The 18,497-nt window shown below is 67.7% G+C and carries 19 protein-coding genes; 8 read left to right on the top strand and 11 right to left on the bottom strand.

All coding sequences use genetic code 11. The features are described from left to right. Positions 1–97: 97 nt before the first annotated feature. Together lhpI and AB7E83_RS19985 are read right to left on the bottom strand one after the other, a co-directional pair. Positions 98–1,009, bottom strand: coding sequence for a bifunctional Delta(1)-pyrroline-2-carboxylate/Delta(1)-piperideine-2-carboxylate reductase (lhpI, locus tag AB7E83_RS19990; RefSeq protein WP_428572553.1), 912 nt, complete (start codon positions 1,007–1,009; stop codon positions 98–100). Beyond that, entirely contained in the window at positions 1,006–1,974 is a 969-nt protein-coding gene (locus tag AB7E83_RS19985) for a Bug family tripartite tricarboxylate transporter substrate binding protein (RefSeq protein WP_428572552.1), read from the bottom strand. The genes lhpI and AB7E83_RS19985 overlap by 4 nt, the downstream gene beginning before the upstream one ends. A gap of 162 nt (positions 1,975–2,136) precedes the next feature. Between AB7E83_RS19985 and AB7E83_RS19980 the strand changes: the two genes are divergently transcribed. Genes AB7E83_RS19980 through AB7E83_RS19955 form a run of 6 tightly spaced genes read left to right on the top strand, consistent with a single transcriptional unit; the run spans position 2,137 to position 9,110 of the window. After that, positions 2,137–3,201, top strand: coding sequence for an NAD(P)-dependent oxidoreductase (locus tag AB7E83_RS19980; RefSeq protein ID WP_428572551.1), 1,065 nt, complete (start codon positions 2,137–2,139; stop codon positions 3,199–3,201). A 37-nt stretch (positions 3,202–3,238) separates the two neighbouring features. Further along, positions 3,239–4,477 carry a cytochrome P450 gene (locus AB7E83_RS19975; protein ID WP_428572550.1) on the top strand — a complete coding sequence of 413 codons (1,239 nt, stop codon included), beginning with the start codon at positions 3,239–3,241 and terminating at the stop codon, positions 4,475–4,477. 7 nt (positions 4,478–4,484) lie between these two features. Next, positions 4,485–5,366: a branched-chain amino acid ABC transporter permease gene (locus AB7E83_RS19970; protein ID WP_428572549.1), complete on the top strand. Its 882-nt coding sequence runs from the start codon at positions 4,485–4,487 to the stop codon at positions 5,364–5,366. Positions 5,367–5,405: 39 nt separating this feature from the next. Beyond that, positions 5,406–6,593 carry an ABC transporter substrate-binding protein gene (locus AB7E83_RS19965; RefSeq protein WP_428572548.1) on the top strand — a complete coding sequence of 396 codons (1,188 nt, stop codon included), beginning with the start codon at positions 5,406–5,408 and terminating at the stop codon, positions 6,591–6,593. Continuing rightward, positions 6,590–8,410, top strand: a complete 1,821-nt coding sequence (locus AB7E83_RS19960; protein ID WP_428572547.1) for an ABC transporter permease subunit — start codon at positions 6,590–6,592, stop codon at positions 8,408–8,410. The genes AB7E83_RS19965 and AB7E83_RS19960 overlap by 4 nt, the downstream gene beginning before the upstream one ends. Further along, positions 8,403–9,110 carry an ABC transporter ATP-binding protein gene (locus tag AB7E83_RS19955; RefSeq protein WP_428572546.1) on the top strand — a complete coding sequence of 236 codons (708 nt, stop codon included), beginning with the start codon at positions 8,403–8,405 and terminating at the stop codon, positions 9,108–9,110. The genes AB7E83_RS19960 and AB7E83_RS19955 overlap by 8 nt, the downstream gene beginning before the upstream one ends. On the opposite strand, the gene AB7E83_RS19950 is transcribed toward AB7E83_RS19955, so the two are convergent. From AB7E83_RS19950 to AB7E83_RS19910, 9 genes are all read right to left on the bottom strand, one after another. Then, positions 9,107–10,162: an amidohydrolase family protein gene (locus AB7E83_RS19950; RefSeq protein ID WP_428572545.1), complete on the bottom strand. Its 1,056-nt coding sequence runs from the start codon at positions 10,160–10,162 to the stop codon at positions 9,107–9,109. The genes AB7E83_RS19955 and AB7E83_RS19950 overlap by 4 nt on opposite strands. Further along, positions 10,159–10,515, bottom strand: a complete 357-nt coding sequence (locus AB7E83_RS19945; protein WP_428572544.1) for a cupin domain-containing protein — start codon at positions 10,513–10,515, stop codon at positions 10,159–10,161. Before AB7E83_RS19945 ends, AB7E83_RS19950 begins: the two co-directional genes overlap by 4 nt. A gap of 151 nt (positions 10,516–10,666) precedes the next feature. Further along, a complete protein-coding gene (gene gltA, locus AB7E83_RS19940) occupies positions 10,667–11,977 on the bottom strand; it encodes a citrate synthase (protein WP_428572543.1) in 1,311 nt (436 codons plus the stop codon). 16 nt (positions 11,978–11,993) lie between these two features. Next, the gene (locus AB7E83_RS19935; RefSeq protein WP_428572542.1) at positions 11,994–12,287 is read right to left on the bottom strand and encodes a succinate dehydrogenase assembly factor 2; all 294 of its coding nucleotides are present in this window, start codon (positions 12,285–12,287) and stop codon (positions 11,994–11,996) included. A 13-nt stretch (positions 12,288–12,300) separates the two neighbouring features. Then, positions 12,301–13,008, bottom strand: a complete 708-nt coding sequence (locus AB7E83_RS19930; protein ID WP_428572541.1) for a succinate dehydrogenase iron-sulfur subunit — start codon at positions 13,006–13,008, stop codon at positions 12,301–12,303. A 55-nt stretch (positions 13,009–13,063) separates the two neighbouring features. Continuing rightward, entirely contained in the window at positions 13,064–14,872 is a 1,809-nt protein-coding gene (gene sdhA / locus AB7E83_RS19925; protein ID WP_428572540.1) for a succinate dehydrogenase flavoprotein subunit, read from the bottom strand. Positions 14,873–14,888: 16 nt separating this feature from the next. Beyond that, positions 14,889–15,254 (bottom strand): succinate dehydrogenase, hydrophobic membrane anchor protein, encoded by a 366-nt coding sequence (gene sdhD, locus AB7E83_RS19920; RefSeq protein WP_428572539.1) that lies wholly within the window; start codon positions 15,252–15,254, stop codon positions 14,889–14,891. A 20-nt stretch (positions 15,255–15,274) separates the two neighbouring features. After that, positions 15,275–15,712 carry a succinate dehydrogenase, cytochrome b556 subunit gene (sdhC, locus tag AB7E83_RS19915; protein ID WP_428572538.1) on the bottom strand — a complete coding sequence of 146 codons (438 nt, stop codon included), beginning with the start codon at positions 15,710–15,712 and terminating at the stop codon, positions 15,275–15,277. 157 nt (positions 15,713–15,869) lie between these two features. Beyond that, positions 15,870–16,646, bottom strand: coding sequence for a GntR family transcriptional regulator (locus AB7E83_RS19910; RefSeq protein ID WP_428572537.1), 777 nt, complete (start codon positions 16,644–16,646; stop codon positions 15,870–15,872). A gap of 171 nt (positions 16,647–16,817) precedes the next feature. On the opposite strand from AB7E83_RS19910, the gene AB7E83_RS19905 reads away from it, so the two are divergent. Together AB7E83_RS19905 and AB7E83_RS19900 are read left to right on the top strand one after the other, a co-directional pair. Beyond that, positions 16,818–17,804, top strand: coding sequence for a malate dehydrogenase (locus AB7E83_RS19905; RefSeq protein WP_428572536.1), 987 nt, complete (start codon positions 16,818–16,820; stop codon positions 17,802–17,804). 70 nt (positions 17,805–17,874) lie between these two features. Continuing rightward, a complete protein-coding gene (locus tag AB7E83_RS19900; RefSeq protein ID WP_428572535.1) occupies positions 17,875–18,477 on the top strand; it encodes a hypothetical protein in 603 nt (200 codons plus the stop codon). The last annotated feature ends 20 nt before the right edge of the window (positions 18,478–18,497 follow it).

The following is an 18,497-nucleotide window of genomic DNA, read 5'->3' as shown; positions in this document are numbered from 1 at the left end:
GTCAGCGGGCGCCCTCCCGCGGCTGCGCATGGCTTTGCCGCGTTCCGCTTCGACGGTCGCGTGGCCGCGGTGGCTGGCGCAGGGCGGCCGACGCCGTTCAGCCGGCGAGCGCGCGCACCGCGACGCGCGCCGCCGCGAGGTCCCACGCCGCGCAGCCCACGCTCTTGACGACCACGGGCACGTCGCGTCGCGCGCCGTTCGCGACCGCATGCGACAGCGGCATGACGCGGCCCCAGTCGATGCCGGCGCGTTGCAGGTCGCCGGCTTCGTGGCGCGCGCCCGTGGGGTCGTCCGCGTACACGTCGCTGCCGGCCAGGGTACGTGCGCCGAGTTCCGCCATCTCGGGCTTGAAGGCGCCCACGCCAATGACGAGGCGGCGCGGCGTCGCCGCTTCGTCGTAGACCGCCTCCTTGCTGGTCGTGAGCGTGACGACGAGCTCGCACGTCGAAGGAATGGCCGGGGGACAGGGCGCGAGCCGCGGATGCGTGCCGCGATGTCGCTCGCAGAAGTCGTCTTCCGCCGCGCGGCTCGTGCCCTTCACCAGCACCTCGCAATCCGGATGGAGCACGCGCAGGGCGGCGACGTGGAATGCCGCCTGCGCGCCGGTGCCGATCAGCACGGCCTGCGTCGGGGAGCGCGCCATGAACGTGCGCACCGCCAGCATCGAGATCGCCGCGGTGCGTCGGCCGGTGAGTTCCGGTCCGTCGAGAAAGCAGAGCGGCCGCCCGGTCGCGGCCTCGACCACGGTCACCACGCCGTGCAGCGTGGGCAGTCCCCGCTGCGCATTCGCGCGCTGCACGCTCACCAGCTTGTGGATCGCGATGTCGCTCGCGCTTGCCGGCATGCTGAGCATCACGCCTTCGCCCGAAAGCGGGACGCTCAGGCGCGTCGGGCTCGCGATCCGGCCGGCGGAGTATTCCACCGTTGCGATCGCGAGCGCGTCGACGAGCGCGGGGTAGCCGACGAGCGCGGCCGTGCGTTCGCGGTCGAGCAGGCGCGGCGCCGTCACTCGATGACGACGTTGGCCTCCCGCATCACCTTGCCCCACTTCTCGATCTCTTCCACCACGAGCCTGTGGTATTCGGCGGCCGAGGTCGAGCGCGCGTTCATCGACAGGGCGCCGAACTTGTCCTTCACTTCCTGCTTCTTCACCACGTCGACCATGGCCGCGTTGAGGTGATCGATCACGTCCTTCGGCGTGCCCGCCGGCGCGAAGATGCCGGTCATGCCGAGCGCGACGAAACCGGGAATGGTCTCGGCCACGGTGGGCGTGTTCGGGAACGCGGCGGCGCGCGTGGTGCCCGTGGTCGCGATGATGTTGATCTTTCCGTCCCGCACGAGCGGGTTCGTGTTGCCGACCGTGTCGCACGACATCATCGTCTCGCCACCCATCAGGCCCACGGCCATGGGGGCGCCGCCCTTGTAGGGCACCGAGAGCAGCTTCACGCCCGCCGCGGTGTTGAACGCTTCCACGATCAGGTGCGGCGTCGTGCCCGTGCCCGTGTTGCCGCAGGTCACCTTGCCCGGGTTCGCCTTGGCGTACGCGATGAGTTCGGGCACCGTCTTGAAGGGCGCCGAGGGGTTCGTGTAGAAGCCGTAGATCGTTTCCGCGACGGTGGACACCGGCACGAAATCCTTGCGCGCGTCGATGGGCGAGCCCTGCTTGCGCAGCAGCAGCATGTTCATGGACGAGGTGCCGAGCAGCAGCGTGTAGCCGTCCGGCTTCGATTTCGCGACGAAGTCCGCGCCGATCAGGGTGCCCGCCCCCGGCCGGTTGTCCACCACGAAAGGCTGGCCCAGCCGTTCCGCGAGGTGCGTGGCGATCAGGCGGCCGATGCCGTCGGCCGGACCGCCGGGCGGGAAGGGCACGATGAACCGGATCGGCCGCTCCGGGTAGGCGGCCCATGCGGTGCGCGTGGCGAAAAGGGTGGCGCCTGCGACGCCGGCGGCGAGAAGGGTTCTGCGTGTGGTCATGGGCGCAATGTAGGAGCGGCCGGCAACGCCCGCGATTCGGGAAATCCCTTTTGTTCCGTGCATCGGTACTCTTCCATCGTACGGAACGCCCGATGCGAGCCTGCGGGCAATCCGCGAACGGAGGCGAAGAATGCGCAGCGACGCACGAAAGCGAAGGAAACGATGACAGGCGGCAAGGTGTTCATACCGGCGTTCACGGCGCATCCCGACGTGGACCGCGTCTTCGCCGACAACGGCTTCGAGCTGGATTTCGCGCTCTCCGCCGAGGAGCGCGCGCTCGGGCGCTGGGCCTACGAACGCGCCGACCTGCGCAGCGAGATCATGGAAGCGGCGCTCGCGGAGCGCCTGGGCGACGCGCGCGTGCTCTGCGCGGTCGGCGTGAAGGGGCACCTGCCGGTCACGGCGGAGATGCTGGAGCGCGCGAAGAAGCTCGAAGTGATCTACCTCGGCGCCGCCGGCTACGACCGCGTCGACCTGAAGGCCGCCACCGCGCGCGGCATCCCGGTCTTCAACGCGCCGGGCGGCAACGCCATCGGCGTGTCGGAACACGCGATGGGGCTCATGCTCGCGCTCGCCCGGCGCATCGATGCCACGGCGCGCTACAGCCGGGAGACCGGCAAGTGGGCGCGCCAGTTCACCATGCTGTCGACGCCGCGCCTGAGCGTGCTGCACGGCAAGACGCTGGGCCTGGTGGGCTACGGCTTCATCGGCCGGCATCTCGCCGACAAGGCGCGCCTGGGCTTCGGCATGCGCGTGATCGCGTACGACCCGTACTTCGATCCGCTCGAGGCGGAACGCCACGGCATCGAGCTCTTTCACGATCTCGATGCGATGCTCGCCGCGTCCGACTTCGTGTCGATCCACGTGCCGTGGAACGAGGCGACGCAGGGCCTCATCAACGCCGAACGCCTGGCGCGCATGAAGCCCACGGCCTACCTCGTCAACACCGCGCGCGGCCCCATCGTCGACACGCCCGCGCTCGTCGAGGCGCTGACGAAGCGCACGATCGCCGGCGCGGGACTCGACTGCGTCGACCCCGAGCCGCTGCCCGACGACCATCCGCTCTACCGGATGGAGAACGTCATCGTGACGCCGCACATCGGCGGGGCGGCGCAGGAAGACATCGAGCAGGCCGACCGCGTGGCCGCGCGGCTCGCGGTCGACTATCTCAAGGGCCGCGGCGCCCGCAGCGCCGTGAACGCGGCGGCCCTCAAGGCGCGCGGCTGATCCGCGCGTCCACGACGAAATCCAGGAAGCACACCCCATGTCCCAGGCCGCGCAAGACTCCGCCAATTTCGCGTACGACCCGTTCTCGCACGAGGTCATGCGCAATCCGCTGCCCTTCTACCGGGTGCTGCGCGACAGCCACCCCGTCTACTACATGCCGCAGTACGATGCGTTCGCCATCTCGCGCTTCGCCGACATCCACGAGGTGTACAAGAACGAGTCGTCGCTCCACACCATGGAAGGCACGCTGACCGAACGCACGGCGCTCTCGACGCGCAATCGCGGCCCGCAGGTGGAGCCGGTTCGGGAGAGCCTGCCGCTGCTCGGCTGGAACCAGCCGCCCGATTACGAGCACATCCGCCAGGCGATGGGGCAGCAGCTGCGCCGCAGCTTCGTCAACGGACTCGAAGAGGACATCCGCGCACGCACGCGCGCACTGCTCGACGCGCTGGTGCCGCGCGGGAAGTTCGACGTGGTGACGGACTTCGGCGGAATCATCGCCGCGGGCTCGGTCTGCCGCCTCACCGGCATCCCCATCGAGCGGGCCGCGGAAACCTACGAGGCCGCGCGCCTGGCCGGCGCGCAGGACCCGGTGACCGGCGGCTTCGCGCCCGACTGGCTGAAGAACCGCAACCGCCTGCTCGACATCTGCCGCGACGCCGTGCGCGCGCACAAGGACGACCCGAATCTCGACCCGGCGAGCGCCATCGGCGGCTTGCGCGCCCTGAAGGTCAAGGGCCGCGAGCTCACCGTCGACGAGATCACGACCTTCGTCTCCAGCATCGTCTTCGGCGGCGCCGAGACCCTGCCGAAGGTGATGGCGCACGGCTTCATGGAACTCGCGGCCGCGCCGCACCAGCGCGAGGCGATCCGCGCCGACCTGAAGAAGAACTCCGTCGCCGCGATGGAGGAGATCCTGCGCTACTGCGCGCCCGCGCAGTGGTTCATGCGGACGGTGAAGACGCCGGTGACGATCGCCGGCCAGGCGATGGAGCCGGGCCAGCGCATCCTCACGCTGCTCGCCGCGGCGAACCGCGACGAGCGCGAGTTCCCCGAGCCCGACCGCTTCATCTGGAACCGCAAGATCGTGCGCCACCTCGCGCTCGGCCACGGGCTGCACTCGTGCATCGGCATCCACCTCGCCAAGCTGGAGGGGCAGGTCATGCTGCAGGAAGTGCTCGCGCGCATCCCGCACTACACGATCACCGATGCCGTGCGCACGCCGTCCTCGTTCCAGTGGGGCTACACGAGCGCGGTGCTGCACACCAACGCCTGAGCGACGCATGGCCCTCTTCCTCTCGGCGGTCATCAGCGGCATCGCGAGCGGCGTGCTGCTCGCGCTGCTCGGCTTCGGCGTGGTGCTGCTGTACAAGGCGACCGGCGTGGCGAACTTCGCGCAGGGCGCGCTCGGCACGCTCGGCGCCTTCATCGCGTACAAGACGAGCACGAGCCTCGGCATCCCGATCTTTCCGAGCATCCTCATCGCGCTCGTGGCGATGCTCGGGCTGGGGGCCGTCTTCTACTGGTTCATCCTGCGGCCGCACGACGATTCGGGCCGGCTCAACCTCGTCATCCGCACGCTCGGCCTCGAGATGCTGATCTTCGCGGTGGTGGAGCACCTGTGGGCGGCGGGCCAGCCCTTCGCGTTTCCCAAATTGTTCGGCACCGCCATCGCCTTCCACCTCGGCCCGGCCGCGGTGTCGTGGGCGACCGTCGCCGTCATCGGCATCGCCATCGTCATGGCCGGCCTCGCGTACGCCGCGTTCCGCTTCACCGACGTCGGCCTCATGTTCATCGGCATGTCCGAGAAGGCCGAGATCGTGCAGATGCTCGGCATCCGCACGCGCCGCCTCACGCTGCTCGCGTGGATGATCACTTCCAGCGTCGCCGCGCTGGTGGGCGTGCTGCTCGCGCCGCATGCGCTGCTGTCGTCCGACATGATGGAGCCCTACCTGCTGCTCGCCTTCACGGCCGTGGTGATCGGCGGCCTCACGAGCCTGCCCGGCGTATGGCTCGGCGGCATCGTCGTGGGCGTGGTCAACAACGTCGTGAGCCTCTACGGCAACGGCGACCTCGCGACCTTCGTGATCTTCGCGCTGCTGCTTTTCGTCCTGAGCTTCCGGCCGCAGGGCCTGTTCGGCCACCCGGAAATCGAGCGACTTTGACCGGTTTTTCCACCCCCTGATTCAACACAAGGAGACGACATGACGACATGGGTCGATGGCTTGCGGCACGCCCTGGCGGCCGCGCTGGTGGCGGGGGCGTTCGCTCCCGCGTACGCCCAGACGCCGGGCGTGAACAAGGAGGGCGTGGGCAAGGACCGCATCCTGCTCGGCACCTCCAACCCGCTCACGGGCCCGGTCGGACCGCCGTGCAAGCCGGTGAGCGACGGCCACCTCGCCTGGTTCGCGCACGTCAATGCGCAAGGCGGCGTGAAAGGCCGCAAGATCGAGAACATCGTGCTGGACGATGCGTACAAGGCGCCCGAGGCGCTGGCCAACGGCCGCCAGCTCGCGGCGAAGCCGGTGTTCGCGTTCTTCGCCGGCTGCGGCACGCTGCAGCCGCCGGTGCTGATGCCGATCGCCAGGCAGAACAAGATGCTGTACCTGTTCCCCTCGGCCGGCAACCCCGAGCTGATGACGACGCACTTCGTCTATAGCCTGTTCCCGCTGTACAGCGACCAGATGGCCGCGATCACCGAAGCGTCGATGAAGAAGTACGGCCCCGGCAAGGTGTTCAGCGTGCTGGCCGACGTGCCCGGCGTCGAGGACAACATCAAGGCCATCGTGAAGGCGGCCACGAGCGGCGGCGGCAGCTACATCGGCGAGGAGCGCGTGACGCAGCGCGAGCCCGACTACACGCCGCTCGCGCTGAAGATCAAGGCGATGAAGCCCGACTACATCATGATCCTCATGACGGCGCCGGCCACCGCGAAGCTCATGAACGCGCTGCAGGCGCAGGACGCTTTCCCCGCGAAGTACCTGCTCGGCACGCTGACGATGGCCTCGCCCGCGTTCCTCAATGCCGCGGGCAGCCTCGTGAACGGCAAGGCGCTGGTCGGCCTGCCGGTGGTGCCGCCGGACGATCCGCGCGCGAAGTCCTGTGTCGACGTGCTCAAGAAGTATTCTCCCGAGACGCCCATCGACGCGTTCAGCCTCTACGGCTGCGCCGCCGGCCAGGTGTTCTCCGCCGCGCTGGCCGACACGCCGGAGCCGGTGACGCGCGCCTCGTTCGAGAAGACGCTCATGAGCTGGAAGGCGAAGAACGTGACCGAGGTCGTGTCGCCCATCACGTTCAATAACCCGAAGCACCTCGGCGCGACGCAGATGATCATGACCAAGATCGTCAACGGCAAGGCGGTCGCCGAAGGAACGATCCCGCTGCCCCGATGAGGATTGCGACCGAAGCCCGCAGCGGCACGGCCGTCGCCACCGCGGTGACGATGGCCGCGCTCGCCACGGTTCCCTTCCTGCCTTTCGGGGACCGTGTCCAGCTGATCCTGACCATCGGCGTGATCTACGCCATCGCCGCGGTCGGGATCGACCTGTTCTCCGGCTACTGCGGGCAGCTCACGTTCGGCAATTTCGGCTTCATGGCCATCGGCGCGTATGCGTCGACCATCCTCGCCACGGACTACGGCTGGTCGCCGTGGGTCGCGTTGCTCGGCAGCATCGGCGTGGCCGCGTTCATCGGCCTGCTGCTGGGCGCGGCGGCCGTGCGCCTGCCGCACCTGGGCACGGCGATGGGCACCTTCTTCTTCGCGACGACGGTGGCCGTCGCGCTGCGCGGCGCGACGCTCGCGCCGATCACGCGCGGACCCACGGGGCTGCCCGTGCCGAGGGCGGAGATCGGCGGCGCGCCGCTCACGCCCATCGGCATCTTCTGGCTCGCGTGGATCCTGCTCGCGATCGCCACCCTGATTTCGTACCGCTACGCGAACTCGCGCGCGGGCATGGCGCTGCGCCTCATCAAGCGCAGCGAAGTGGTCGCCGAGTCCATGGGCGTCCACGTGATGTCGCACAAGCTGTGGGCCTTCGTGTGGTCCACCGCCACCGCCGGCATGGCGGGTTTCGTCTATGCGCAGGCGCTGGAATACATCATCCCCGAAGCCTTCCCCGGCTTCGAGTCGGTGATCCTGCTCACCATGGCGATCATCGGCGGACTCGGCAGCATCGCCGGGCCGATCATCGGCGCGGTCGCGTTCTCGATCCTCGGCGAACTGACGCGCTCGGCGGGCGACGTGCGCCAGATCCTCTTCGCGCTGCTGCTGCTGGCGAACCTGATCTTCATTCCGGGCGGCATCTTCAGCGTGATCGCCTGGATCTCGGCCAAGGTGCGTGGCCAGGACGCGAAGGCGCCCGCGACGGCCGAGCGCGCGAGCCACTTCGACGCGCCTTCCGGCGCGCATGTCGAGCGCCGCACGATCGCGCGCGAAGGCCTTCCGCTCGTGCTGCAGATGCAGAACGTGACCGTGCGCTTCGGCGGCGTCGTTGCCATCGACAACGTGAGTCTGCAGGTGGCGCAGGGGACGATCCACGCGATCATCGGTCCCAACGGCGCGGGCAAGACGACGCTGCTCAACTGCATCAGCGGGCTGCAGACGCACGAAGGCGAAATCCGTTTCGGCGAGCAACGCATCGTGGGCCGGACGGCGCGCAGCGTGCGGCGCAGCGGCATGAGCCGCACGTTCCAGAACCCCTCGCTCGTCGCCGACCTGACGGTCGAGGAGAACGTGCGCATGGGCACCTACGGCACCAGTCCGTGCTCCCCCTTCTTCGACATCGTGCCGCTGCGCTCCACGCTGAGGCGCGACCGCGAGGCGGCGCGCCTCGCGCATGCCGCGCTCGACGCCGTGGGCTTTCCGCAGGACCGGCGCAAGCTGGTGGCCCGCGACCTGTCGCTCGCCGACCAGAAGATCGTGGACATCGCGCGGGCCATCGTGGGCGCGCCGCGCCTGCTGTTGCTCGACGAGCCGACGGCGGGCCTGGCCGAAAGCGAGATCGAGGTCATTGCCGGCGTGCTGCAGAAGGTCAATCGCGACAACGGCATGACCATCGTCGTCATCGCGCACCACATCGGCTTCGTGCGTGCCGTCGCGGACTATGCGACGGTGCTCGACTTCGGCAAGCCCATCGCGGAGGGCCTGCCCGACGACGTGACGAGCCGCAAGGAAGTGATGGACGTGTTCCTGGGGTCGGAAGATGAGTGACGCCGTGTTCCAGGTGCGCGAACTCGCGGTGAGCTACGGCGCGGCGCGTGTCATCGAGAATGTCAACGTCGACGTCGCGGCCGGCGAGATCGTCGGCGTGGTCGGGCCGAACGGCGCGGGCAAGACGACGACGCTGCGCGCGATCTCCGGGCTCGTGGCCCGCCGCCGCGGCAGCGTGATGCTGAATGGCGTCACGCTCGCGGAGCGACCCGAAGCGGTGGCGCGCGCGGGCATCGCGCACGTGCCCGAGGGGCGTGGGCTCATTCCCAGCCTGACCGTGCATCAGAATCTGCGCCTGGCCGCCATCGGCGCGGGACGGCGCCTGTCCGACGAGGACGTGCGCTACGCCACGACGGTATTTCCGGCCATCGAGCGTCTGATGGACCGGCGCGCAGGATTCCTGAGCGGCGGCGAGCAGCAGATGGTCGCCATTTCTCGCGGCCTCGTCGCGCGCCCCACGATCCTGATGGTCGACGAACTGAGCCTGGGCCTCGCGCCCCGCATCGTGAAAGACATGTCGCGGGCGCTGCGGCGTGTGGCGGGCGAGCGGCGCATCGGCATCTTCCTCGTCGACCAGAACGTGCGCGGCCTGTCGCACGTGTGCGACCGCATCTACGTGCTGCAGGACGGGGTGAGCTCGGTCGCGAACAAGGAAGACACCGAGCTGATGCGCGCGGTGTACTTCGGGCGCTCGGGTTAGAGGCCGAGCCGGTACACCGCGTTCGCGGTGTCGAAGAAGAGGGACTGCACTTCCGATTTCGAGGCGCCCGCCGCGATGCGCTTGTACGCATTCATGACGACGGGATAGCTGCCGCTTTGCTTGTCCGGCGGAAAATTGCTCTCGAACATGCAGCGGTTCGCGCCGAAGAATTCGATGGCGGTCCAGAAAAACGGCTTCCACGCCGCGGCGAGTTCCGCGGATGTCGCCGGCAGTTCGCGGTTGTTGAGGCCGAGGCCGGCGAACGGCATGCCGAGGCCGCCGAGCTTCACGTAGACGTTGGGGCAGGTGGACAGCTCGCGCATCCATTTCGTCCAGTGCGCGAACACTTCCTCCTTCCGCGACGCATAGTGCGCCACGCCCAGCGGGCTGCTCACATGATCGAGCACGAGCGTCGCCTCGGGCACCGCACGCGCGAGGTCGGTGAAGTCGGGCAACTGCACGTGGTACTGGCACGAGTCGTACACGAGTCCCTTCGCGGCGACGCGCTTGAGACCCTTGCGGAACTCCGCGCCGCGCATCAGGCCGTCGCCCGGCGCGAGCGAGCCATATTCGCCCACCAGCGGCTCGAAGAACGCGCGGTTGCGGATGCCGCGCAGGCGTCCGTTGCCCGCGGCGATGTGCGCATCGAGCACCGCGTAGACCTTGTCGCCCAGGCGCAGGTCGGCGTACGACACGATGCCGTGGTTGACGAGGGTCTTGCCGTAGTGGCCGCTCGCGGCCATGGCGGCGATGCCGTTGGCGAATTCGGTCTCGCCCACCGGGCGCAGTTCCTCCGGCCCGTCCTTCTTCCACATCGCCGAACATTCGACGAACATCGTCGCCACGATGTCGTGGCCGGTGTCGAGGTCGCGCACGAAGTCCTCGAGCAGGTAGACGTCGTGCGGACGGCCCACGAGGTGGTGGTGCGGATCGATGATCCGCAGTTCGGGCATCAGGATCTCTTCCGCGGGCTGCCTGGCAAAGCGCGCATCGAGCACCGCCAGCGACTGGCGGAAGTCCCACTCCTTGCCCTTGGGCAAAGGGTGGCTCATGGGGATGGCGCGAAGTAATGCGACTCGAGCAGCATGCAGCCCCTGGGCGAGCTGTAGGGGCCGTGCGAGGTGCCGGGCGGGCGGCAGCGGTACGCGGGTCCGTTCAGGACCGGCGCGCCTTCGTAGAGCATCTCGCCTTCGATGAGGTAGGCCTCTTCCCAGTAGCTGTGAATGAGCGGCTTCTCGCTCTTCGCGCCGGGCAGGAAGCGCACGAGCCGCGTGCGGCGGCCCGTCTTCGCGGCTTCGTCGAAGTTGTCGGCGAGCTCGATCATCTGGATGCCGGGAAAGCCCGGCAGGTCGGTCCACTTCGCGTCGGCGAGGTGCTGGAAGGCCTGGAAATCGGAGAGGGACATCGGGTGTGCGCGGAGTGAGTGCCGGCCGCAACTCTCTCACCGCCGCCCTCGGCCCGGCAACCTCCGGGGCGCGCGCGTTCCGTGCTTTGGATGGAAGCGCCCATGAAAAAAGGCCCGCGCGATGCGGGCCTTCGACGGGAAGAGAAAGCGATCAGCGCTGCGCGATCGGCTTGACCTCGCGCCGCTCGGAGCCCGTGAACAGCTGGCGCGGACGGCCGATCTTGTACTCGGGGTCGCTGATCATCTCGTTGAGCTGCGCGATCCAGCCGACCGTGCGCGCGAGCGCGAAGATCGCGGTGAACAGCGACACGGGGATGCCGATCGCGCGCTGCACGATGCCGGAGTAGAAGTCGACGTTCGGGTACAGCTTGCGCGAGACGAAGTATTCGTCCTCGAGCGCCACCTTCTCGAGCGCCATGGCGAGCTTGAACAGCGGATCGTTCTGCAGGCCCAGCTCGGCCAGCACTTCATGGCACGTCTCGCGCATCAGCTTGGCGCGCGGGTCGTAGTTCTTGTACACGCGGTGTCCGAAGCCCATCAGCTTCACGCTGGAGTTCTTGTCCTTCACCTTGGTGACGAATTCGCCGATCTTCGCGACGCCGCCCATCTTCTGGATGTCTTCCAGCATGTTGAGCGCGGCCTCGTTCGCGCCGCCGTGGGCGGGGCCCCACAGGCACGCCACGCCCGCCGCGATGGCGGCAAAGGGGTTGGTGCCGGACGAGCCGCACAGGCGCACCGTGGAGGTGGAGGCGTTCTGCTCGTGGTCGGCGTGCAGGATGAAGATGCGGTCCATCGCGCGCACGAGCACGTCGTTGGGCTCGTAGTCCTCGCACGGCGTGGCGAACATCATGCGCATGAAGTTCGACGTGTACGACAGCGAATTCTTCGGATACATGTACGGCTGGCCGGCGCTGTACTTGTACGCCATCGACACGAGCGTCGGCATCTTCGCGATCAGGCGGATCGCGGCGATCTCGCGGTGCTCGGGGTTGTTGATGTCCGTGCTGTCGTGATAGAAGGCCGACAGCGCGCCCACCAGGCCCGTCATCACGGCCATCGGGTGCGCGTCGCGCCGGAAGCCGCGCAGGAAGAACTGCATCTGCTCGTTGACCATCGTGTGCATCGTCACGGTCTGGACGAACTTCGCCTTCTGGTCGGGCGTGGGCAGTTCGCCGTACAGCAGCAGGTAGCAGGTCTCGAGGTAGTCGCACTGCGTCGCGAGCTGCTCGATCGGGTAGCCGCGGTACAGCAGCTCGCCCTTGTCGCCATCGATGTAGGTGATGGTCGACTGGCACGACGCCGTGGACATGAAGCCCGGGTCGTACGTGAACATTCCGGTCTGCGCGTACAGCTTGCGGATGTCGATGACGTCGGGGCCGACGCTGCCGCTGTACACGGGTAGCTCGACGCTCGGGCCGCCGTTCGAGAACGACAGGGTGGCTTTGTTGTCAGCGGGTTTCATAGGTGTGTCCTCAGGTTCAATTCCCAACGGCCGTCGATGCCGCCACCCGCGGGCGCAGCATCTCCAGCACCTTTCTCGTCTCGCCGTTCAGCGGCGTCTCGGCCTCGTCCTTGCGCCGCAGCAGCAGGTCGAGCAGGTCGTTGTCGGCCAGGTCCATGAGCTCGGCGAGGCCATTCGCCTGGGCGACGGTCAGCGTGCGCTCGTGCTCCGCGAAGAACTTCTCGATGAGCAGGTCGTTCTCGAGCAGGCCGCGGCGGCAGCGCCAGCGCAGCTTGCTCAGGGACCGGGCATCGATGAGTTCGTCCTGCATGAGCGATGCGTGATCAGACCGCGCGGCGGACCATCAATTCCTTGATCTTGCCGATGGCCATGGTCGGGTTCAGGCCCTTCGGGCAGACGTCGACGCAGTTCATGATGGTATGGCAGCGGAAGAGCCGGTAGGGGTCCTCGAGGTTGTCGAGCCGGTCGCCGGTGGCTTCGTCGCGGCTGTCGGCGATGAAGCGGTAGGCCTGCAGCAGGCCCGCGGGGCCCACGAACTTGTCGGGGTTCCACCAGAAGCTCGGGCACGAGGTCGAGCAGCTTGCGCACAGGATGCACTCGTACAGCCCGTTGAGCTCCTCGCGCTCCTCGGGCGACTGCAGGCGTTCCTTCTCGGGCGGAATCTGCTCGTTGACGAGGTAGGGCTTGATCGAGTGGTACTGCTTGAAGAACTGCGTCATGTCCACGATCAGGTCGCGGATGACGGGCAGCCCGGGCAGCGGCTTGAGCACGATGGGCTTGTCGCCCAGGCTCAGCAGGTTGGTCAGGCAGGCCAGGCCGTTCTTGCCGTTGATGTTCATCGCATCGGAGCCGCACACGCCTTCGCGGCAGGAGCGGCGGAACGACAGCATCGGGTCCTGCGCCTTGAGCTTCATCAGGGCGTCGAGCAGCATGCGCTCGTTGCCCTCGAGCTCGATCGTCACCGTCTGCATGTACGGCTTGGCGTCCTTGTCGGGGTCGTAACGGTAGATCTGGAACGTGCGCTTTTGCATTTTGGATTCCGGCTTCTCGAATGTAGGGGCTTCGCAGGTCAGGACGATTGCGTAGTCAGAACGTCCGCACCTTGGGCGGCACCGAATCCACGGACAGCGGCTTGAGCTTGACCGGCTTGTAGTCGAGCCGGTTGCCCTCGCGGTACCACAGCGAATGCTTCAACCAGTTGGCGTCGTCGCGGCCGAGCGGCGACACCGGGTCGTCCGCCGGGCGCTCGTAGTCGTACACGGTGTGCGCGCCGCGGCACTCCTTGCGGGCGGCCGCCGATTCGATGGTCGCCTGCGCGGCCTCGATCAGGTTCTCGACCTCCAGCGCTTCGACCCGCGCGGTGTTGAACACGCGCGACTTGTCGCCCAGGCCGATGGCGTCCACGCGCGAGCGCAGCGCCGCGATCTTGCGCGTGCCTTCGTCCATGCTCTGCTGCGTGCGGAACACGGCGGCGTGCTCCTGCATGGCGGCGCGGATGTCGTTGGCGACGTCCTGCGCATATTCCCCGCTGCCCGCGGCCTCGAGGCGGTTCAGGCGCTCCAGCGACTGCGCCGCCGGGTCGGCCGGCAGCGGCTTGTGCGACTTGGTGCGGCTCGCGAACTCGACGATGTGGTTGCCCGCCGCCTTGCCGAACACCAGCAGGTCGAGCAGCGAGTTGGTGCCCAGGCGGTTGGCGCCGTGGACGCTCACGCACGAGCATTCGCCGACGGCGTAGAGCCCGTTGACCACGCTGTTGTCGTCGCCGTTCTTCTGGATGACGACCTGGCCGTTGATGTTGGTCGGGATGCCGCCCATCTGGTAGTGGATCGTCGGCACCACGGGGATCGGCTCCTTGGTGATGTCGACGTTGGCGAAGTTCGCGCCGATCTCGAACACCGAGGGCAGGCGCTTGTGGATCGTCTCGGCGCCCAGGTGGTCGAGCTTGAGCAGCACGTAGTCCTTGTTCGGGCCGCAGCCGCGGCCTTCCTTGATCTCCTGGTCCATCGAACGCGAGACGAAGTCCCGGGGCGCGAGATCCTTGAGCGTGGGCGCATAGCGCTCCATGAAGCGTTCGCCGTTGCTGTTCAGCAGGATCGCGCCTTCGCCGCGGCAGCCTTCGGTGAGCAGCACGCCCGCGCCGGCCACGCCGGTCGGGTGGAACTGCCAGAACTCCATGTCTTCCAGCGGAATGCCCGCGCGCGCCGCCATGCCCAGGCCGTCGCCGGTGTTGATGAAGGCATTGGTGGAGGCGGCGAAGATGCGTCCGGCGCCGCCCGTGGCGAGCAGCACGGTCTTGGCGTGCAGCACGTGCAGGTCGCCGGTTTCCATCTCGAGCGCGGTCACGCCGACGACGTCGCCCTCGTTGTCGCGCACGAGGTCGAGCGCCATCCATTCGACGAAGAACTGCGTCTTCGCGCGCACGTTCTGCTGGTACAGCGTGTGCAGCATCGCGTGGCCGGTGCGGTCGGCGGCGGCGCAGGCGCGCTGCACCGGCTTCTCGCCGTAGTTGGCCGTGTGGCCGCCGAAGGGACGCTGGTAGATCGTGCCGTCGGGGTTGCGGTCGAACGGCATGCCGAAGTGCTCGAGCTCGTACACGACCTTGGGCGCCTCGCGGCACATGAACTCGATCGCGTCCTGGTCGCCGAGCCAGTCGGAGCCCTTGACGGTGTCGTAGAAGTGGTAGTGCCAGTTGTCCTCGGACATGTTGCCGAGCGACGCGCCGATGCCGCCTTGCGCCGCCACCGTGTGCGAGCGCGTGGGGAAGACCTTGCTGAGCACGGCGACGTTGAGGCCCGCGAGCGAAAGCTGCAGCGACGCGCGCATGCCGGAGCCGCCGGCGCCGACGATCACGACGTCGAACTTGCGGGTGGAGATGTTGCTTTTGGTGTAACTCATGTTTTTCTTCTCGTGCTCAGACGCGCCAGAGCACCTGGATCGCCCAGCCGGCGCAGCCGACCAGCCACACGATCGTGAGGATCTGCAGCACGAGGCGCACGCCCACGGGCTTGACGTAGTCCATCAGCACGTCGCGCATGCCCACCCACACGTGGTAGAGCAGGCCGGCGATGGTGGCGAAGGTGAGCATCTTCATGGCCTGCCCGGCATAGAGGCCCGCCCAGGTCTCGTAGCCGATGGGGCCGCTCGTGAAGACGATGCGCAGGATGACGACGATCGTGAAGACCGCCATCAGCACCGCGGTGACGCGCTGCGCGAGCCAGTCGCGCGTGCCGTAGTGCGCACCGACGACGGTGCGGCGGGAGCCGTAGTTGACTGCCATTTTTCTTTTCCTTCGGATGTTCAGTAGAGGCCGAACAGCTTGGCGCCGAGCACCACGGTCAGCAGCAGGCTCAGGACCAGCGTGACCCTCGCCGAGGTCGTGCCGAACTCCTTGGTGACGGCCGCATGGCTCACGTCCATCCACACGTGACGCAAGCCGGCGATGAAGTGGTGCAGGTAGGCCCAGATCAGTGCGAGCGCCACGAGCTTCATGAACCAGCCGGGCGCGAAGCCCAGGCCGTTGTTGAACGCGGACTTGAAGCGCGCGTACGAGAACTCGGACGACACCGAGGTGTCGAACATCCAGATGATGAAGGGCAGCAGCACGAACATCAGCACACCGCTCACGCGGTGCAGGATCGACACCCAGCCGGCCGCGGGAAGGCGGTAGGTGGGCAGGTCCGACAGGGCGTTGATGTTGCGGAATTCGGGCCGCGGGCGGGCGGGCGTCGTGGTCATCGGGTCTTTCTTCTTCGGGAGTTCGGCGGAATCGGCGGGGTTGTCAACGAGGCCGCGCAGGGGCAAACCCTCAAAATTCTATTGCAATGCATCAAATAGACACGGAGGTTTGACTTTTCCGCAGGCAGAAAATGCGCGGCCGGAACTCGACCCGCGTTCAATTCAGCTCGTTGCGGTAGTGGTGCGTGTCGGTCCGGTAGAGGCCGCGGCGCAGCTCCATCGGCACGTCGTTGTAAGTGAACGCGATGCGCTCCACCGACAGCAGCGGCGTGCCTTCGGCCACCTGCAGCAGCGCGGTGTTCGACGCGTCGGCGGCCACGGCGCGGATCTTCTCTTCGGCGCGCACCATGCGCACCCCGAATTCGATTTCGAACATCGCGTAGGTCGGCCCCTGGTACGACGCCATCTGGTCGGCCGTCAATCCCTTGAAGGCGTTGCCGGGCAGCCAGAGGTCCTCGAGGATCGTCGGCACGCCGCCGAACGACAGCGTGCGGCGCACCTGCACCACCGCATCGCCCGAGCGCAGCGCGAGCGCGCGCGCGACGTCGGCCGTGGCGCGCAGGCGCTTGCAGTCGAAGATCTCGCGCAGCGCGGGGCCCTCGGAGTCGCGGTCGCCGCTGTCGGGCACTAGCTTCAGGAAGCGGTACTGCACATGCTGCTCGGCGTGCGTGGCCACGAACGTGCCCTTGCCCTGCCTGCGCATCACGAGGTTTTCGGCCGCGAGCTCGTCGATCGCCTTGCGCACGGTGCCCTGGCTCACGCGGAAGCGCGCGGCCAGGTCCATCTCGCTCGGGATCGCCTCGCCCGGCTTCCATTCGCCGGCCTGCAGGCTTTGCAGGATGAGCGACTTGATCTGCTGGTACAGCGGGCTGAAGGCGGGCGTCCCCGGCTCCGCGCCCGCGGCGCCGTCGGTGGGGGAGGTCAGCGAGGCCATGGCGGATCATATCTTATATAAGACATAAGACAAATTGACGCACGGGGGTGGGCGCGGGTACACTCCCGGCCTGTTCCGCAGGCGTTTTCGTCGTCGTCGTCGGCATTCGCCGATGCGCGCCGGAGGTCCACGCGAGCCTTTTCATACCCACCCATCCACCGGAGCCCCTCCATGAGCAAGAAGCCCGTTCGCGTCGCCGTCACCGGCGCCGCCGGCCAGATCGGTTACGCCCTCCTATTCCGCATTGCTTCCGGCGAGATGCTCGGCAAGGACCAGCCCGTCATCCTGCAACTGCTGGAAGTGCCGGCCGAGGGTCCGCAGAAGGCGCTCAAGGGCGTGATGATGGAACTCGAGGACTGCGCGTTCCCGCTCCTGGCCGGCATGGAAGCGCACGGCGACCCGATGACGGCGTTCAAGGACACCGACTACGCGCTGCTGGTCGGCTCGATGCCCCGCAAGGCCGGCATGGAGCGCTCGGAGCTGCTGTCGATCAACGGCAAGATCTTCATCGGCCAGGGCCAGGCGCTCGACAAGGTCGCGTCGCGTGACGTGAAGGTGCTGGTCGTCGGCAACCCCGCCAACACCAACGCGTACATCGCGATGAAGAGCGCGCCCAGCCTGCCGCGCAAGAACTTCACCGCCATGCTGCGCCTCGACCACAACCGCGCGCTGTCGCAAGTCGCCGCCAAGACCGGCACGAAGGTCGCCGACATCGAGAAGCTCACCGTCTGGGGCAACCACTCGCCGACGATGTACGCCGACTACCGCTTCGCCACCGTCGGCGGCAAGAGCGTGAAGGAGATGATCAACGACCAGGAATGGAACGCCAACACGTTCCTGCCGACGGTCGGCAAGCGCGGCGCCGCGATCATCGAAGCGCGCGGCCTCTCGTCCGCCGCTTCCGCCGCCAACGCCGCCATCGACCACATGCGCGACTGGGCGCTGGGCTCCAACGGCAAGTGGGTCACGATGGGCATTCCGTCGGACGGCCAGTACGGCATTCCCAAGGACACGATGTTCGGCTTCCCGGTCACCACGCAGAACGGCGAGTACAAGGTCGTCGAAGGCCTGGAGATCGACGCGTTCTCGCAGGAGCGGATCAACGTCACGCTGAAGGAGCTGCAGGACGAGCAGGCCGGCGTCGCGCACCTTCTTTGAACCCACGCGCCGTCATTCCCGCGAAGGCGGGAATCCGGGGCATCCGAATTCCTCCTGAGCAGGCATTGAAATGAAGTACCTCATCGCCACGCTGATCCTCGCTGCCGCACCCGCGATGGCCATCGCGCAGACCGCAGCGCCGGCCAAACCGGCGGCGAAGCCGACGGCCACCGCGAAGCCCGCGGCCGCCAGGCCGCAGGCCAGGCCGCAGGCCGCGAGCCCGCGCAAGCCGAACGCCGCGCAGGCCAAGGCCATCGAGGAGAGCGTGCCGATCGAGGAACCCGATCCCTCGATCAAGCTCACGGAAGCGGAGCTCGAGATCGCGAAGAAGATCCACGTCGGGGAGTTTCCCTGCGAACTCGGCGCGAACGTCCGCATCCGCGCCCTGAGGCGCGAGGGCTTCTTCCTGGTGCAGAACAAGCTCAATCGCTTCGTGATGCACCCGGTGGAGAGCCGCACCGGGGCGATCCGCCTCGAGGACCCGATGCGCGGGGCACTGTTCTTGCAACTGGGCAACAAGTCGATGCTCATGAGCCAGAAGCTGGGCCAGCGCCTGGCCGACGAGTGCCAGAGCCCGGAGCAGGCGACTTTCGCCGCCGACATGAAGAACAGGCCCGCGGTGAACCTGCTGGAAGCCCCCAAGACCGAGCCGGCCAAGAGCGGCCCGGACTGACATTGAACGAACGACCGGAG

It is taken from the genome of Ramlibacter sp. (genome assembly GCF_050250995.1).
In the GTDB taxonomy this organism is placed as follows: domain Bacteria; phylum Pseudomonadota; class Gammaproteobacteria; order Burkholderiales; family Burkholderiaceae_C; genus Ramlibacter.
The sequence above is the reverse complement of the archived record's forward strand: the minus strand, read 5'-3'. Positions and strand labels throughout refer to the sequence as shown.

Bases quoted from the DNA above. Each gene is read 5' to 3' on its own strand.
- AB7E83_RS19945 (WP_428572544.1), bottom strand. From the start codon at position 10,515: ATGTCCCTCTCCGATTTCCAGGCCTTCCAGCACCTCGCCGACGCGAAG.
- AB7E83_RS19935 (WP_428572542.1), bottom strand. From the start codon at position 12,287: ATGCAGGACGAACTCATCGATGCCCGGTCCCTGAGCAAGCTGCGCTGG.
- AB7E83_RS19960 (WP_428572547.1), top strand. From the start codon at position 6,590: ATGAGGATTGCGACCGAAGCCCGCAGCGGCACGGCCGTCGCCACCGCG.
- AB7E83_RS19980 (WP_428572551.1), top strand. From the start codon at position 2,137: ATGACAGGCGGCAAGGTGTTCATACCGGCGTTCACGGCGCATCCCGAC.
- AB7E83_RS19900 (WP_428572535.1), top strand. From the start codon at position 17,875: ATGAAGTACCTCATCGCCACGCTGATCCTCGCTGCCGCACCCGCGATG.
- AB7E83_RS19970 (WP_428572549.1), top strand. From the start codon at position 4,485: ATGGCCCTCTTCCTCTCGGCGGTCATCAGCGGCATCGCGAGCGGCGTG.
- AB7E83_RS19985 (WP_428572552.1), bottom strand. From the start codon at position 1,974: ATGACCACACGCAGAACCCTTCTCGCCGCCGGCGTCGCAGGCGCCACC.
- AB7E83_RS19905 (WP_428572536.1), top strand. From the start codon at position 16,818: ATGAGCAAGAAGCCCGTTCGCGTCGCCGTCACCGGCGCCGCCGGCCAG.
- sdhA (WP_428572540.1), bottom strand. From the start codon at position 14,872: ATGAGTTACACCAAAAGCAACATCTCCACCCGCAAGTTCGACGTCGTG.
- sdhC (WP_428572538.1), bottom strand. From the start codon at position 15,712: ATGACCACGACGCCCGCCCGCCCGCGGCCCGAATTCCGCAACATCAAC.
- AB7E83_RS19930 (WP_428572541.1), bottom strand. From the start codon at position 13,008: ATGCAAAAGCGCACGTTCCAGATCTACCGTTACGACCCCGACAAGGAC.
- AB7E83_RS19975 (WP_428572550.1), top strand. From the start codon at position 3,239: ATGTCCCAGGCCGCGCAAGACTCCGCCAATTTCGCGTACGACCCGTTC.
- AB7E83_RS19950 (WP_428572545.1), bottom strand. From the start codon at position 10,162: ATGAGCCACCCTTTGCCCAAGGGCAAGGAGTGGGACTTCCGCCAGTCG.
- AB7E83_RS19910 (WP_428572537.1), bottom strand. From the start codon at position 16,646: ATGGCCTCGCTGACCTCCCCCACCGACGGCGCCGCGGGCGCGGAGCCG.
- gltA (WP_428572543.1), bottom strand. From the start codon at position 11,977: ATGAAACCCGCTGACAACAAAGCCACCCTGTCGTTCTCGAACGGCGGC.
- AB7E83_RS19965 (WP_428572548.1), top strand. From the start codon at position 5,406: ATGACGACATGGGTCGATGGCTTGCGGCACGCCCTGGCGGCCGCGCTG.
- sdhD (WP_428572539.1), bottom strand. From the start codon at position 15,254: ATGGCAGTCAACTACGGCTCCCGCCGCACCGTCGTCGGTGCGCACTAC.
- AB7E83_RS19955 (WP_428572546.1), top strand. From the start codon at position 8,403: ATGAGTGACGCCGTGTTCCAGGTGCGCGAACTCGCGGTGAGCTACGGC.